This window comes from Rhizobium phaseoli (assembly GCF_003985125.1).
GTDB lineage: Bacteria > Pseudomonadota > Alphaproteobacteria > Rhizobiales > Rhizobiaceae > Rhizobium > Rhizobium phaseoli.
Window position 1 is genome coordinate 176,886 of the sequence record NZ_ML133568.1, and the last position, 14,313, is coordinate 191,198.

General features: G+C 60.1%; 12 protein-coding genes and 1 pseudogene. 4 read left to right on the top strand and 9 right to left on the bottom strand.

The genetic code is table 11. The annotated features are described in order from the left end of the window. Positions 1 to 24 precede the first annotated feature (24 nt). The 4 genes and pseudogenes from EFD56_RS08745 to EFD56_RS08760 all read right to left on the bottom strand — a co-directional run bounded on the left by EFD56_RS08745 (position 25) and on the right by EFD56_RS08760 (position 4,372). Positions 25 to 921 (bottom strand): GGDEF domain-containing protein, encoded by an 897-nt coding sequence (locus EFD56_RS08745; protein WP_016736587.1) that lies wholly within the window; start codon positions 919 to 921, stop codon positions 25 to 27. A gap of 141 nt (positions 922 to 1,062) precedes the next feature. Continuing rightward, positions 1,063 to 1,707, bottom strand: coding sequence for a hypothetical protein (locus EFD56_RS08750; protein WP_126905080.1), 645 nt, complete (start codon positions 1,705 to 1,707; stop codon positions 1,063 to 1,065). Between the two features lie 251 nt (positions 1,708 to 1,958). After that, positions 1,959 to 2,117 (bottom strand): annotated as a pseudogene (locus EFD56_RS08755) (type II toxin-antitoxin system TacA family antitoxin); the annotation flags it as partial. 137 nt (positions 2,118 to 2,254) lie between these two features. Then, positions 2,255 to 4,372: a carboxy terminal-processing peptidase gene (locus tag EFD56_RS08760; RefSeq protein WP_126905081.1), complete on the bottom strand. Its 2,118-nt coding sequence runs from the start codon at positions 4,370 to 4,372 to the stop codon at positions 2,255 to 2,257. 333 nt (positions 4,373 to 4,705) lie between these two features. Between EFD56_RS08760 and EFD56_RS08765 the strand changes: the two genes are divergently transcribed. Both EFD56_RS08765 and EFD56_RS08770 read left to right on the top strand, forming a co-directional pair. Then, positions 4,706 to 4,906 (top strand): type II toxin-antitoxin system VapB family antitoxin, encoded by a 201-nt coding sequence (locus EFD56_RS08765; RefSeq protein ID WP_126905082.1) that lies wholly within the window; start codon positions 4,706 to 4,708, stop codon positions 4,904 to 4,906. Continuing rightward, positions 4,903 to 5,286: a type II toxin-antitoxin system VapC family toxin gene (locus EFD56_RS08770; RefSeq protein ID WP_126905083.1), complete on the top strand. Its 384-nt coding sequence runs from the start codon at positions 4,903 to 4,905 to the stop codon at positions 5,284 to 5,286. The genes EFD56_RS08765 and EFD56_RS08770 overlap by 4 nt, the downstream gene beginning before the upstream one ends. A 79-nt stretch (positions 5,287 to 5,365) precedes the next feature. Here the strand turns inward: EFD56_RS08770 and EFD56_RS08775 are convergent, their stop codons facing one another. Next, positions 5,366 to 7,327: an elongation factor G gene (locus EFD56_RS08775; RefSeq protein WP_126905084.1), complete on the bottom strand. Its 1,962-nt coding sequence runs from the start codon at positions 7,325 to 7,327 to the stop codon at positions 5,366 to 5,368. A 195-nt stretch (positions 7,328 to 7,522) separates the two neighbouring features. Here EFD56_RS08775 and EFD56_RS08780 point away from each other — a divergent pair, with 195 nt between their 5' ends. Next, positions 7,523 to 7,822 (top strand): hypothetical protein, encoded by a 300-nt coding sequence (locus tag EFD56_RS08780; protein WP_010001186.1) that lies wholly within the window; start codon positions 7,523 to 7,525, stop codon positions 7,820 to 7,822. 216 nt (positions 7,823 to 8,038) lie between these two features. Here EFD56_RS08780 and EFD56_RS08785 read toward each other — a convergent pair whose 3' ends face one another. From EFD56_RS08785 to EFD56_RS08800, 4 genes are all read right to left on the bottom strand, one after another. Continuing rightward, complete coding sequence (locus EFD56_RS08785) at positions 8,039 to 9,238, bottom strand: mandelate racemase/muconate lactonizing enzyme family protein (protein ID WP_085744015.1); 1,200 nt, start codon at positions 9,236 to 9,238, stop codon at positions 8,039 to 8,041. A 17-nt stretch (positions 9,239 to 9,255) separates the two neighbouring features. Further along, positions 9,256 to 10,617 carry a mandelate racemase/muconate lactonizing enzyme family protein gene (locus EFD56_RS08790; RefSeq protein WP_016736579.1) on the bottom strand — a complete coding sequence of 454 codons (1,362 nt, stop codon included), beginning with the start codon at positions 10,615 to 10,617 and terminating at the stop codon, positions 9,256 to 9,258. Between the two features lie 63 nt (positions 10,618 to 10,680). After that, the gene (locus EFD56_RS08795; protein WP_085744014.1) at positions 10,681 to 11,847 is read right to left on the bottom strand and encodes a mandelate racemase/muconate lactonizing enzyme family protein; all 1,167 of its coding nucleotides are present in this window, start codon (positions 11,845 to 11,847) and stop codon (positions 10,681 to 10,683) included. A 53-nt stretch (positions 11,848 to 11,900) separates the two neighbouring features. Continuing rightward, positions 11,901 to 12,611: a GntR family transcriptional regulator gene (locus EFD56_RS08800; RefSeq protein WP_064819817.1), complete on the bottom strand. Its 711-nt coding sequence runs from the start codon at positions 12,609 to 12,611 to the stop codon at positions 11,901 to 11,903. Between the two features lie 204 nt (positions 12,612 to 12,815). Between EFD56_RS08800 and EFD56_RS08805 the strand changes: the two genes are divergently transcribed. Then, on the top strand, positions 12,816 to 14,294 hold the full coding sequence (locus tag EFD56_RS08805; RefSeq protein WP_126905085.1) for an ABC transporter substrate-binding protein: 1,479 nt from the start codon (positions 12,816 to 12,818) through the stop codon (positions 14,292 to 14,294). Positions 14,295 to 14,313 lie beyond the last annotated feature (19 nt).

Here is a 14,313-nt window from a genome sequence, read left to right on the forward strand (position 1 = left end):
TCTACGCGGCCTTGTATCCCTAGACTACGCCGCGCGTACCCTGTCGCGGCCGCTCATCTTGGCGTCATAGAGCGCCTGGTCGGCGCGCCGGTAAAGCTCCGAGGCGCTGTCGGACGGCAGACTGGCGGCGATGCCGGCGGAGCAGGTGTAGCTGAAGTCGGGCGAGTCGGCGAGCGGCCGGGAAAAGCGGATCACCGTCAGCATGCGCTCGACCATGGCTAGGGCGTCTTCCGGGCTCGTCGACGGCATGACGAGCAGGAATTCCTCGCCGCCGACCCGGCCGAAACAATCGTTGCGGCGCACATTCTGATGAATGCGATGGGCGAAATCACGCAGCACCAGATCGCCGGCGTGGTGGCCGAACCGATCGTTGATCTGCTTGAACTTGTCGATGTCGAAGACGGCAAGGCAGCCGCTGCCGCCAGTCCGGGCGGCGGCCAGCATGTCGTCGACGCGGGCCATGACGAAGCGGCGGTTGGCGACGCCAGTGAGTTCGTCTGTATAGGACGCCTTGATCGCCTGATCGCGATCCTGGCGGACCGTTCTGCCCTGCGCTCTCAACCGGGTGATGTCGCTGGCAATGCACAACATCCAACCATTCTGCTGCACCGCCTCGGTCATCCACAGCCAGCGGCCGTCGCACAGATCGGTCTCGAAGGCGCGATAGCCGATCTTGCCGCGACGCGACTGGGTCGAGCGCAGCCACGCCTCGAAATCATCGGTCCGCAGGACGGTGCCGCGGCCGAGCTCGAAATTGCGCCGCATGAGATCCGGCCAGAGCGGCGTCTCATCGGGCTCGATGAAATAGGCCGAACGAAAGGCGCTGTTGGCATATTGCAGCCGGTCATCCCCATCATAAACCGCAATCAGCGTTTCGGTCTGTGCAGAAAGATTGAGAAGCTGTTCGACGTGTGCGTCCATCCCGTACCCTGTCTGGTTGTCCTGGCATGACATGGCGCAGAAATCCTATGAGGAAAGGGCCGGCTGCGGCAAGCAAAGGCGCCTCCCGTGATTACGGAAACGTCAACAAACACCGCGCCGCCGCCGGCTTCACCTCAACCACTAACGGTTAAGCTCGTCGAAAAAAGCAACGATTGGCTCACAATCAGCGCTAAGAGCGAGTCCGTTTATCGCACGCTCGGAAACGGGGACGAAGCTCTGGGCGAAGTAGGACCAGTTGTAGAACTGGTCCCAACCACCCTTCCTGACCACGAGCACTGCATGAAACGCGAACTGGTAGTTGGTGGAACCACCGCCGTTCGTAAACGGTGTGTGCATCCTCAAACCCGCCAAGTCAGCCCACCGGCTTACTGCCTTGTACCGCCCGAGATAATCCTTGGGCACCTGCACGCAATAGGGATGTGAACCGGCGACCGCGAGTGCACGCCACTCCACAATCGTGATGTTGAGGGCAGACCAAAGAAATAGGCCTGCAATAGGTCCAGCAACTGACGACACCACCACCATGTGAAGCAGTTTGACCGCCCTCGGGCTATCGATCCTGCCTAGCGCGAGCGCAAGGATCGGCAGATCGACTAGGCCAGCCAGCAATACAAACAACCAGATGGCGGGACTAAACTGATCCGTCACCCATACCATTGGAGCAACAACCAGACTCATCCCGAAGTGCACAGCGACGGCTCGCCTCATTAAGCGAGAAGCCGGTTGATCCAGAATAAGTGCACCGGCCGAAATGGCAAAAGCCATAAGCGGACCCGAAAACCACAACAGACATATAAGGACAGCCGTGAGGTCCCAACTGTAGTAGGCGGTCGGGTGGACTGACCATAGAAAAATCCCTGCCATCAAGGAGCACCAGCCGCAGAGCAGGATTAGGTGGAATACCGGCAATGGTCTCGAAGGTGTCGACACGGAGGAAGCGGTCATGTTTCTTTGACCAGATTTTTCATTAGCGATTTCGAACGTCAGAAGGGACGTCGCGGTGCTGGCGGCGGATTTCAGCCCGGCGGTGTAGGCTCACCCCACGGCGCTTTGGTCGACATGGTCCGTTTCAGGCGGTCATTGGGCTGTGCTGGCACGTCGAGGCGGGCAAGGTATTCGGCATAGATCTCGGGGCTGACCTTGAATATGGTTCGCTCGAGCAGCACTTCCGGACTTTTGTTCCTGGGCGAGGAGGGCATGGGAAACTCTTGTCTGAAGCAGACACATAGCGTAACGATGCTCACCTCTACAAGCGCTGTAGAGATGGCGTCGTTACGCGGTTGGTCTGCTATTTCCTGCCCAGTCGCTATGCCTATTTCCCGTCAGGCTTTCCCGTTTGTGTCGTCGCTGCCTTGACGCCGCCCTGCTGCAAATCCGCCTGGTCGGCAACGATGGCGGCCGCCTCGTCGAGCAGGACGTCCTTGGCCTTCTTGCGGGCGTTTTCCATGGCGATATCGGCGCTCAGGCTGCGCTCGTCCGACTGCAGGCCGTCATCCCCGGTCGGATCCTCGCCGTCGCTCGCCTCGGCCCGGTCCTTGAACCGCTTCTCGCGGGCCGCCGCTTCCTTGCGGCGTTCGGCTTCATTCAGCGACACGACGCCTTTTTCGCGCTGCGCCTTCAGCTCGGCAATGTCTTCGATCAGACGCTGGAAATCCGGATCGCTCTTGACCCGCGCGTCATGACGGCTTTGCAGGGCCGGCAGCAAGGCCGTGACGTCGCCTTCCGGCGTATATTTCGCCGGCTTGATCTCTGCCCAAGGCAGGGCATTGTCATAACTCGTCTCGCCGAAGCTCGTCGGGTCGGACAAGCCTGGCAGGCTGATATCCGGGGTGACGCCGCGCAGCTGCGTCGTACCGCCATTGACCCGGAAGAACTGCGAAATCGTCACCTTCAGCTCGCCGAGCTCCGGTTTGCTGTTGTGAACCACCTCATCGAGATCGACGACCGTCTGCACCGTGCCCTTGCCGAAGCTGCCTTCGCCGATGATGGCGCCGCGCCCGTAATCCTGGATCGCCGCGGCAAAAATCTCCGATGCCGAGGCCGAACCGCGATTGATCAAGACGCCCATCGGGCCGGTCCAGGCGGGCGCTGCAAGATCGGCGCTCTTCACCGCGATCTTGCCGTTGCTCGCGCGCTGCTGAACGACCGGCCCCTTGCCGATGAAGAGGCCGGTGAGATCGATCGCCTCGTCGAGCGAGCCGCCGCCATTGTTGCGCAGATCGATGAGAACGCCGTCGACATTCTCCTGGCTCAGTTCATCGAGCAGCTTGGCAACGTCGCGGCTGGCGCTCTTGTAATCCTTATCGCCCTTGTTCTTGGCTTCGAAATCCTCATAGAAAACCGGCAGGGTGATGATACCGATCTTGCGGGTGGCGTCGCCCGCCTTGACCGAGAGTACCGTCTTCTTGGCCGCCTGCTTGTCGAGGCTGATCTTGTCGCGCACCAGGCTGACGACGCGATGCGTGGCATCGGCGCCGGCATCGGCCGGCAGTATATCCAGGCGCACGACGGAGCCCTTCTTGCCGCGGATCATCTGCACGACTTCATCGAGGCGCGTGCCCACCACTTCCTTGATCGGCCCGTCCTTGCCCTGGCCGACGCCGGTGATGCGGTCGCCGACGGCAAGCTTGCCGGAGAGCTGCGCCGGCCCGCCGGGCACGAGCTCACGGATCGTCGTGTAATCGTCGCGCTCCTGCAGCACCGCGCCGATGCCGAACAGCGACAGCTTCATCGAGACATTGAAATCGGCCGAAGCGGCCGCGCCGAAATAATCCGTGTGCGGATCGACCGCGTTCGAATAGGCATCCATGAACGACTGAAAGACATCGTCGCTCTTGAACTTGTAAGCGCGCTCGAGCGTGTTTTCATAACGCTTGTCGAGCGTTTCGCGAATGGCCGCATCGGTCTTGCCGCCGAGCTTCAGCCGCAGCCAGTCGCTCTTGACGCGCTTGCGCCAAAGCTCGTTGCTCTCGGCTTCCGACTGCGGCCAGGGCGCTTTTTCGCGCAGCACCGCATAATCTTCCTTCACGCTGAAATCGAAACCCTGCTTGAGCAGGCTGCGCGCATAGCTCATGCGGTCGGCAACGCGCTGTTCATAAGCATTGAAGATCGCAAACGGGATCTTCAGATCCTTCCGCTCGATCGCGTCGTCGATCGCGCTGCGGTCCGCCATGAACTTGTCGATATCGGCCTGCAGGAAAAGCATGCGATCCGGATCCAGCGACTTGATGAACCCGTCCATCACCCGCGCCGACAAGGCATCATCGAGCGCCACCGGCTTGTAGCTGTAGCGCGACAGAAACTGCGCGCTCAACAAAGCCGCATCCGCCTGCCGGTCCAGCGGCTTCAAGACAGGCGGCGGTGCAACTTCAGCATATGCGGACGGCGCAATTGCAAGAAATGCACCAAGAAAAACGTAGGCTATGCGCATGCAGCGTGGATCCAATTCTTATGCGTGCTTTGTCGATGGGCGATTTAGGTGGCGCAATTATGGTTCTTTGGCAAGCAGGTGGCAATGAATGGTTTCGGAAGCCGCGAAACTGTTCGGAATGATGGACGGCGGCAATGCAGCATATTGGAACCGATTGCCGTGTGTTCCGGGCGGCCCGAAGCATTCGTTCTCGCCCGCTCTATGCAATTCTGGATGAATGATCGCAAAGCGCGGTTGATTGGGCCAAGCCGCGGACGTCTCAGACGTGAATGCCGAGCGTAGATTTCATCACCAAATGGTGCTATTTTCAACACCAGAATCGGGAGCCCGACCATGCGATCAACCATCAATCTCGACGACACCCTCCTGGAAAGGGCCAGGTCCCTAACCGGCACGAAAGAAACCGCCAGTCTGGTCCGCCAGGCGTTGGAGACGCTTGTTCGTGTGGAGTCGGGAAAACGCCTCATCGCGCTGGGCGGAACTATGCCGGATGCGGAGGCAGCCCCACGCCGCCGGAGCGCAGCCGCCAAGTGATACTTGCCGACACTTCCATCTGGATCGATCATTTCCGGCATGCCGATTCAGAGCTGCGCAGGATTATCGAAGACGATGGTCTCTTATGCCACCCAGCCGTGATCGGAGAGCTCGCACTTGGCAGCCTTCGGGATCGCAGTAACGTGATAGCTTTCCTGGCGGCCCAGCGCCAAGCGTTCGTCGCGACGCACGACGAAGTCATGATGATGATCGATCGCCACGCCATTTTCAGCATGGGCATCGGCTACACCGATGCCCATTTGATGGCTTCAGTTCTACTCGATCGGCGAGCGGCCTTATGGACGAGAGACAAGCGTCTGCGGGCAGCGGCCGAAAAGGCGGGGGCTTCCCTTCACACGCCCGACAATGCGCGAAGCTAAATGCTGTATCAAAGCGATGGCCGCGTAAGGGCGGGCGTGAGCCCGGCTCTTTGAACGAGCATGAAGTGGCGCGAGCGTTTCAGTGTGCGGTGCCCGATTTCTCCCTTGCCTTCACAATGGCGTCCGCTTCCTTGCCGTATAGCTCCTCGAAGTGATCGAAGGTCTTGGAAAAATAACCAATGCCCTGCGTCGCCGAGCGCAGCGACCGCGCCAGATCTTCAAGTGCGCCGCCCGGAACGAGCGCCCGGAAGATGTCCCATCCCTTGGCGGCTTCATCACGGTCGAAGCCGAGAACCTGGCCGTTGAGAGCGGCGACGATCTGGACAAGGCTGCCGGAATAGGCCGACGGGATGTGGAACTCCGTGCGGAATATCGGCTGCATCAAGACGGTCGATCCTTCGGAAAACGCCTGTCGCACCCCCATTTTCGACGCAGTCCGGAAGGCGTGTTCCGAACTGTCGACAGTATGGTGCTGACCATCCAGCAGCGTTACGCCGACATCGATGACTTCGAAGCCCAGCGGGCCTTTCTCCATCGCTTCGCGCGCACCCGCTTCGACGGCGGGGAAGTAATTGCGCGGAACGGCGCCGCCCTTGACAGTTTCGCCGAAGGTAAAGCCCTGGCCGCGCTCGTTGGGATGAATGCTCAACTTCACATCCGCGAATTGCCCGGCACCGCCGGTCTGTTTGCGATGGCGGTAATGAACCTCCGATGGTTTGGCGATCGTCTCGCGGTAGGTTGGGCTGGGCGTTCGGTCGGTCACGGAGATGTGAAAGACTTCCGCCAGCGTTCGGCAGAGATCACGCAGATGCACCGGCCCCTGGGCGCGGACGAGCTGAGCGCCCGTGCCTTCCTCCTGCAAGACTTTCAGGCCGCGATCCGTCTCGGACAGTTTCGCCAGTGTTTCGGAAAGTTTGTTTTCATCACGCTCGCTGGCCGGAACCAGGATCCTTTCAAGCATCGGCGTCGGTGGTTCCGTCCACTCGGGCGGGGCGACAACCGCGCCGGAGGTCAACAGCGAAGGGACGGGCAGGTGGTCGGACTTGACCGTCGCGAAGACATCCCCCGGTGCCGGCAGAACCGGCGAATTGGACCGCCCGTTTGCGAGACTTTGGACGGCGCCGAGACTGGAGCCGCCGAGTGATGCGCCTTGCCGCAGTCCCTCGCCAAGGGCGCGCACGAGCACCGTCTTGCCGACATTCTGGCGATGATAGGCATGGAAGCTCACGGCCGCCAGCTTGCCTTCATCGACGGTGCCCGCCTGCGCGAGACGCTGCCTGAGAATCCCGACCGGCGGCGCCTCGTGGCGCAGCGCCTTCATCAGCCTCATCATGCCGTTGCCGTGACTTGCAGCACCGATCAGGACCGGGATAATTCTGTTTTCCCTGAGAACCCGCGAGGAAATGGCATAGAGCGCGTCGCTGGATGGCTCGCGGTCCTCGATCAGTTCCTCGAGAAGCCAGTCATCGAATTCGGACAGGTGTTCCAGGAGCTCGGTGCGCGCTTCGTGCTCGCGTTCGGCAGTGCTTTCGGGAATTGCGATCAGCGCCGAAGGCTGGCCTTCCCGGTAGCGCCACGCCCGTTCCGAAATCAGATCGCAACTGCCGATGATCCTGTCCCCCTCGCGGATCGGGATCTGGCGAAGCAAAAGGGTGTGGCTGGCGTAGTCTTGAAGCGCGGCGATCACGTCCCTCAACCGCCCTCGCGGTTCGTCCATCCGGTTGACGAAGAGGATGCAAGGCGTCCCCGAGGCTTCGATGATCCTGAGATAGGGCGCGGCGAGCACAGCCTCCTCGGGGGCCGGTGAAACGCACAATATGCAGGCGTCGCTGGCAAGAAGCGCGTGCTGCGCATGCGCCAACGCTTCGTTGGGCCCTGGCGCATCCAGGGCACACCACGCCTCGTTTCCGAAGGTGAATTCTGTGAGGTTCAATCCATAAGGGGAGCTGGATTTTCTCGGCGTCCCCTCCAGCGAGCCGAGCTTTTCCACGACTGTCGATTTTCCGGTCTGCGAGGGTCCAAGCACGGTAAAGCAACGCATCGGCATTCCTCCAACTGCCATAAACACACTTTTCAGCCATCATAGGATGCCCTGAACCGCTGCAAGGCGCCAGAGGTGTTCGGTTTCACGACGTTTTAGTTTCTCCGCGTGACCGTGGCTCCCCAAAAGTTTGGGTTGACCGCTCTCGATGACGAAGCAACACTTGTCCCCAGCAGCAAGGCAGGAGGAAACACGATGGATGACCCAGATCGCTGGCGCCAGATGGCAAGTGCACCGAGAGACGGCAGCCGGATCCTGGTGACGATCAGGGCGTCCGAACAGGGGCCGGCGGAAGTTGATCTCGCCTATTGGTCGCATGGCGATCAATTCGCGGGAGAAGGCTGGCGCGCCTCGGATTCCTCGCCCGGGCACATCATCGAATATGCCGAGCCGGAATTGAAGTGTTGGATGCCGATGCCCTCAGCCAATCGCACCTCGATGCCGTCGCCCTGGGAAGGCGATGACGACGAGCAGCTTGACGGGTCCGGGATTTAAGGGCTCGCGACCCAATCGTTGCTGCCTAGCGCCGACGACGCCTGCTCGAACATTGTCGCAACATGCGGTCGAAATCCTTGACAGAGGTTGTGCCCACGTCCGCATCAACGTCACGTTACAAATGGACGACGTTTGTGTCGCACGCTGCCTCCACTCACTTCAACAAGCCCCCGTTTCCTGGCGCCCGACAACTTAGGCACGGCGGATGGACGGAGGTCAGTCGAAAAAGCCCGCATCCTCTTCCCTGAGATACTTCCTTGCCCCTTCCGCGTCGATGTCGAGGCCCAGCCCCGGCGCCTCCAGCAGGTCCACCATGCTGTCCTTCACGATCTGCGGCGGCAAGCCGATTATGAGATCCTCCCACCAGGGGTCGGAGGCGGTCGGATATTCGAAGGCGATGTAATTTGCCGGCAAGGTGGCGCAGACATTGATCAAGGCGCCGAGGCCCAGCACGCCGTTAGCGACGCCATGCGGCGCCATCAGGATCGAGTGCATGTAGGCGTGCTCGGCGATCCATTTAAGCTCCGCGATGCCGCCAACATCGGCCGGATCGGGGCCGATGACGCGGACCGCCTGCGTCTCGATCAGTTCCTTGAAATTGTGCCGTAGATAGATCTGCTCACCCGTGTGGATTGGCGTCGAGGTGGAGGTTGTCAGTTCCCGATAGGCCTGCGGATTGACCCAGGGCACGTAATCGCCCGTCAGCATGTCCTCGAGCCACATCAGATTGTACTTTTCCACCGCGCGGGCGAACCTGATCGCATCCGGCAGCATCCAGCCCGGGCCGCAGTCGAGCGCCAGGCCGACCTTGTCGCCCAGCACTTCCTTCATCGCGGCCACGCAGTCGAGCATGTGATTGAAACCGCGCTCGCTGATCACGCCCTGATCCATGGCGCCGTGATAGCCGGCCTTCTTCTGCGTCACGCCGTAGTGGAAACCCTCGACGGCATCCTTCATGTTGGAGTGGAACGAGATTCCTTGCTTGATCATGAAGAAGTTCTGCGGCTGCTCCATCATCCATTTGACATCAGCGGCGTAATCCTCCGGCCGCTCGCCCGTGCGTATCTGGCGGATCGAGCCGTTGTAGACGCGCACCTTGTCCCGCACCTTGCCGCCGAGCAGTTTATAGGCCGGCACGCCGGCGGCCTTGCCGGCAATATCCCACAGCGCATGCTCGATCGCGCTCACCGCCGCGCCATACGGCTTGAAAGAGCCGCGTTGGCGGATCTTCAGCATCACTCGTTCGACGTCGGTCGGGTCCTCGCCGACTAGCGCCTCGCGGAAATGCAGAACCCAGGGCTTGAGATAGGCCTTGGTGAATTCGACTTCGCCCAAGCCATAGAGGCCCTCGTCCGTGACGATGCGAATGATCGGATGTTTGCCGATAACGGCGCAGCGCAGATCGGTGATCTTCATCTTCGGCCCTTTTCGCCTCAGCTCCAGGTGCGATCCCAGGAGTATTCGTCGTCCCAGTGATCCGTCGGCTGCCAAATACCGGTGACACCCGGCTGCAGATGCTGCGAAATCACCTCATCGACGACGTCGTCAATTCCCAAGCCCGGCTTGTCCGGGACAGTGATGAAGCCGTCCTTGACCAGCGGCTTGGGAAGGCCGGTAACGATATCGTCCCACCAGTCGACATCGGCGGAGTGGTATTCGAGCGCCATGAAATTTTCGGTCGCCGTCGCGACATGTGCGGCGGCCATTGCGGCGATCGGGCTTTCCGCCATGTGGATGGCCATGGCGACACCATGGTCCTGCGCCATATCGCCGATCTTCTTGGTCTCGAGGATGCCCCCACTGGTGAGCAGGTCCGGGTGGATGACGGAGACGCCGCCGCTCTTGAGCAAAGGCTCGAAGCCCTCCTTGAGGTATATGTCCTCGCCGGTGCAGATCGGCACCGTGGTGGAGTCCTGCAGTTGTCGGTACTGCTCGGTATACTGCCACGGGATCACATCCTCGAGCCAGGCCGGCACATATTTTTCGATGCGCCTGGCAAGGCGAATGCCGTTCTGCATCGAGATATGGCCGATATGGTCGATCGCCAGCGGCACATCCATGCCGATGACCCCACGGACCTCGGCGATGTATTGCTCGAGCAGATCGAGGCCCTTGTCCGAAAAGTGCAGGCCCGTGAACGGGTGCGGGACGTTATGCAGATCGTACGAAGCGTTGCGGATACGCCGCTCTTCTATGGTCTTCAGCGGCCCTCGAACGGGACTGTTTCGATACCCTTCTAGTGAACCGGCAGGAAAGACGACCGCACCTGGGACATCAGCGATCTGCATCAGACCCAGATCCATCTTGAGGAAGGTGAAGCCGAGCTCCATGCGCTGCTTGAGGCGCCTTCCCGTTGCGGTACCGCTCGCCACAGCGGCATCGGTATCGCAATAGACGCGCACTTTCTCCCGAAAACGGCCGCCAAGCATCTGGTAGATGGGGACGCCATAAGCTTTTCCGGCAAGATCCCACAAGGCGATTTCAACCGCCGATACGCCGCCACCTTGCCGGCCGTGGCCACCGAACTGCTTGATCCGGCGAAAGAGGCGGTCGATGTCGCAAGGACTTTCGCCAAGCAATCGGCTCTTCAGCATCAGCGCGTAGGTGGCACTGGCGCCGTCGCGCACCTCGCCCAGCCCGACGATGCCCTGGTTCGTGTAAATCTTGAGCAGCACCGAGGCGAACGGCGCTCCGGTAATTTCGGCTACCCGCATGTCGGTGATGCGAAGGTCTGACGGTTTGGAATGCGTGTTCACCCGATTGAGAGCCTCGTCGGCTGAATATGCCTCTGGCATGACTTTTCCTCGTTCTGGTGGGAGCCCGTCACCGTGCACGCTGGGGCGGCCGAGCGGTGTTGGCTAGTCGAGTTCTATCTCATGGTCTTGAAGGTATTCGCGGTTCATCTCAACGCCGAGACCAGGCTTTGCTGTCAGCTTGAGGCTGCCGTTCGAAACATCGAGTGGTCTGTCGATGAGGTGATCGTATTTGCCGAGGTTCCATTCCGACGTTTCGAGTTTGTAGAAATTGGGAACGGTCATCATCACCTGCGCACCCGCAACCACGTTGATCGGGCCTGCGGCGTCATGCGGCGAGACCGGAATATAGTAGGCTTCACAGAGGGCAGAAATCTTCTTGAGTTCGGTAATGCCGCCGGTCCAGGTGACATCGGGCATGATGTAGTCGGCGAGCCTGTTTTCGAGCACCGGCACGAAATCCCACTTGGTGTGGCCGCGCTCACCCCACGAGATCGGTGCGTTGACCTTCTCGCGGACTTGTCTCAGAGCATTTAGGCTCTCCGGTGGACAGGGCTCCTCGAACCAGTCGATCTGACCAGCTTCCTCAAGGCTGCGACACAGGCGAATGGCGGTCGGGACGTCGAACCGGCCATGCGCATCAATGAGGATGTCGACATCAGAACCCGCTGTTTCGCGGATCAGAGCCGTGAGTTCGGCAGCTTCGCGCTCGTCCTTGCGGGTCATGCTGCCATCGAGGTAGCCGTCTCGCTGTTCGCGCGGCAGTCCATCGGCTGCGCGTCCCTGGTGAGGGAACGGATCGAACTTGAGCGCAGTGTGACCTGAATCGACTATGTCTCGTATTTCGCGGACCACAGCCTCACTGCTGGTAAATTTGGCCTGGTTGGGATGGGTGTAGAGTGAAATTTCATCGCGTATGGGCCCACCCAAGAGCTCGTAAATCGGCTTGCCAAGGACTTTGCCTCGAATGTCCCACAGGGCTATGTCAACGGCGCTGACGCATTCGACTGCGGCGCCGCGACTGCCCATATAGGTGAAGCTGCGGAATATCTTGTGCCACAGATACTCGATTCGAGCCGGGTCCTCGCCTGTCAAAGCGGCGCCGATCTGGCGCAGGATTGTGCAGAGAGCGCGATTGGCAAGCCTTGTCGTGGTTGTGATCTCACCCCAGCCACTCAGCCCTTCGTCGGTCGTCACTTCGACGAACAGGAACTCTCCCCAATAAGAAGCACCGGACTTGATTAGCCACGGCCGAACGCTAGTGATTTTCATCTCAACTGCCCTTATCTGAAGTGTCGGATAAACGATATTTCAGGGCCGGTGTTCTACCCTGCGCGGGCGGCATTACGCGCACGCATGTGTTCTAGGATGTGCCGGCCGGAACCCTCGACATGGCGCGCGATGAGGTCGCCAGCTTCGTCAGCATTCCCGGCTTTGACATGCGCGATGAGCTCGCGATGCTCGCTAAGGATCGCGGCACGCCGGGCGAGCGTGAAGTTGAAACGCCGGCTCACGGCTCGAAGCACTTCGCGATGTTTCCACCAAAGCTCGGCGGCATGGCGGTTGTAGTGCCTTTGGTACATTACGGTGTGGAAGGCCGTGTCCAGTTCGCTATGCCTGAACGTGTCGGCGAAGTCGTTCTCTTCAATCAGCCCCTGGATACGTTCGAGTTCAGCAATGTCCTCGACGGTGGCCATGTTCACGAACCAGCGCGTCAGTGAGGGCTCGATCAAAACGCCGATCTCGTAGATATCCCGAACAAAGTCCTGATCGATCGGCCGGACGCGCGCTCCGCGGTTGGGAACGAAGGTGACAAAGCCCTCGCCGCGCAACAGTTGCAGAGCCTCACGCACGGGGTTGGTTGACGTGCCGTGGCGCCGGGCGAGATCGGTGATGACGAGCCGCTCGTTGGCCGCGAGCCGCCCTTCGATGATGTCGTCCCTGATCAGTTGGTAAACAGACGCGCCCTCGCTCGAGGCCCCGGTGGCGTCGATCCCCTCGGGGGGCTGCGCTTTAAATTCGCTTGCTTCAGCCAAGACTTTCCCCAATCCATACACATATTCTGGGGATATCATGCAAATCTCTCCAAAACAATGTACGATTTCCTCAGTTGACAGACAATCTTCGACGTGAAAACGTATGATAAGGTCGAAGGGATACATTAAGTGGGAGAATCCCACGACCTGGGAGCAAGACCGCCTCGATTGAGGGCGGCTTGGGAGAAACCTGGGAGAATACCTATGACGAGTCTTTCGCTCGGCGGCGTCGTGGTACGCGGCACTGTATCCACTGCTTTTATGGTATCGTTGATGTCCGTGCCTGCGCTCAGTGCGCCGGTCGACTTGAGCCAGTGGTCACCGCAATATGTGCGCTCCATCGCCGGCACGCAGGAGTTCGACACGGCGGCCGATTGCGGTAAGGTCACCCCGCTCGACTACAAGGGGCGGCTGACATTCTGGTATCAGGGCGTGTTCGAGGGCGACCCCGACCTGCTGCGCCAGTATTACAAGGACTTCTTCGAGAGCTTCCGCAAAACCTACCCAAACATCCAGCTTGAGGAACAAGCCCTCACCTATAACGACCTGCTCGACAAGTTCCGGACCGCGCTTCTTGGCAATGCGGCGCCCATGGCTGTCCGCCTGCAAATCCTGGGCGGCACCGAGTTCGCCGCCAAAGGCTATTTGCAGCCGCTCAAACCCGAGGATGTCGGTTATTCGACCGAGGACTTCTGGCCGGGCGCCATGAAGGCGGTGACTTGGGAGGGGGTGACCTACGGCATTCCAACCAACAACGAGACGATGGCGTTCATCTGGAACGCCGACATCTTCAAGCGTGCAGGCCTCGATCCGGACAAGGCTCCGGCGACCTGGGATGACGTCGTCAAATATTCCAAGCAGATCCACGATAAACTCGGCATTGCCGGTTACGGCCTCGTGGCTCGCAAGAATGCCGGCAACACGCCCTACCGCTTCATGCCGCAGTTGTGGGCCTATGGCGGCGGCGTCTTCGACGAAGCGACCGCAAACCCGACCTATAAGGAGGTCCAGCTCAATAGCCCGCAGAGCAAGGCGGCATTGCAAGCCTCCTACGATATGTATGTTCGCGACAAGTCTGTTCCGGTCTCGGCGCTCACCAACCAGCAGGCCGACAACCAGCCCCTCTTCCTCGCTGGCCAGCTCGGCATGATGATCTCGCACCCGTCCGACTACAACGTCATGCTCGACCTGCAGAAGAAGACGACAGGCAGCGACAAGGAAAAAGCGCAGACCGTGATCGACAATATGCGCTACGGCCTCATTCCGACTGGCCCCGACGGCAAGCGTGCCGTCGTGTTTGGCGGCTCCAACATTCACATACTGAAGCCCGAATATGTCGAGGGCGGCAAGGTAGACGAGCCGGCGGCAAAGGCCATCATCTGCATGTGGACGAGCCCCGAATGGTCGCTGAAGATGGCCTATGCCGGCTCGAACCCGGGAAACCTGAACGGTTTCAAGACCAAATGGATGAAGGAACGTCTTGATAACATCAAGTTTCTTGATGTCACGACTTCGATGCTGCCCTACGGCATCCCGTTTCCGGCGCTGCCACAGTCGCCTGAGATCATGAATATCATCGTCCCCGACATGCTGCAGAATGCTCTGACTGGGGCCATGACAGTAGACCAAGCAGCGGACGACGCAGCCAAGAAGGTAAAAGACCTGATGGACGGCGGACTCTAGTCAAGCCTGACGATCTAGC

What these genes read in the sequence shown, in the direction of transcription:
- EFD56_RS08745 (WP_016736587.1), bottom strand. Translation starts at nt 921, where the DNA reads ATGGACGCACACGTCGAACAGCTTCTCAATCTTTCTGCACAGACCGAA.
- EFD56_RS08750 (WP_126905080.1), bottom strand. Translation starts at nt 1,707, where the DNA reads ATGGCTTTTGCCATTTCGGCCGGTGCACTTATTCTGGATCAACCGGCT.
- EFD56_RS08760 (WP_126905081.1), bottom strand. Translation starts at nt 4,372, where the DNA reads ATGCGCATAGCCTACGTTTTTCTTGGTGCATTTCTTGCAATTGCGCCG.
- EFD56_RS08765 (WP_126905082.1), top strand. Translation starts at nt 4,706, where the DNA reads ATGCGATCAACCATCAATCTCGACGACACCCTCCTGGAAAGGGCCAGG.
- EFD56_RS08775 (WP_126905084.1), bottom strand. Translation starts at nt 7,327, where the DNA reads ATGCGTTGCTTTACCGTGCTTGGACCCTCGCAGACCGGAAAATCGACA.
- EFD56_RS08780 (WP_010001186.1), top strand. Translation starts at nt 7,523, where the DNA reads ATGGATGACCCAGATCGCTGGCGCCAGATGGCAAGTGCACCGAGAGAC.
- EFD56_RS08785 (WP_085744015.1), bottom strand. Translation starts at nt 9,238, where the DNA reads ATGAAGATCACCGATCTGCGCTGCGCCGTTATCGGCAAACATCCGATC.
- EFD56_RS08790 (WP_016736579.1), bottom strand. Translation starts at nt 10,617, where the DNA reads ATGCCAGAGGCATATTCAGCCGACGAGGCTCTCAATCGGGTGAACACG.
- EFD56_RS08795 (WP_085744014.1), bottom strand. Translation starts at nt 11,847, where the DNA reads ATGAAAATCACTAGCGTTCGGCCGTGGCTAATCAAGTCCGGTGCTTCT.
- EFD56_RS08805 (WP_126905085.1), top strand. Translation starts at nt 12,816, where the DNA reads ATGACGAGTCTTTCGCTCGGCGGCGTCGTGGTACGCGGCACTGTATCC.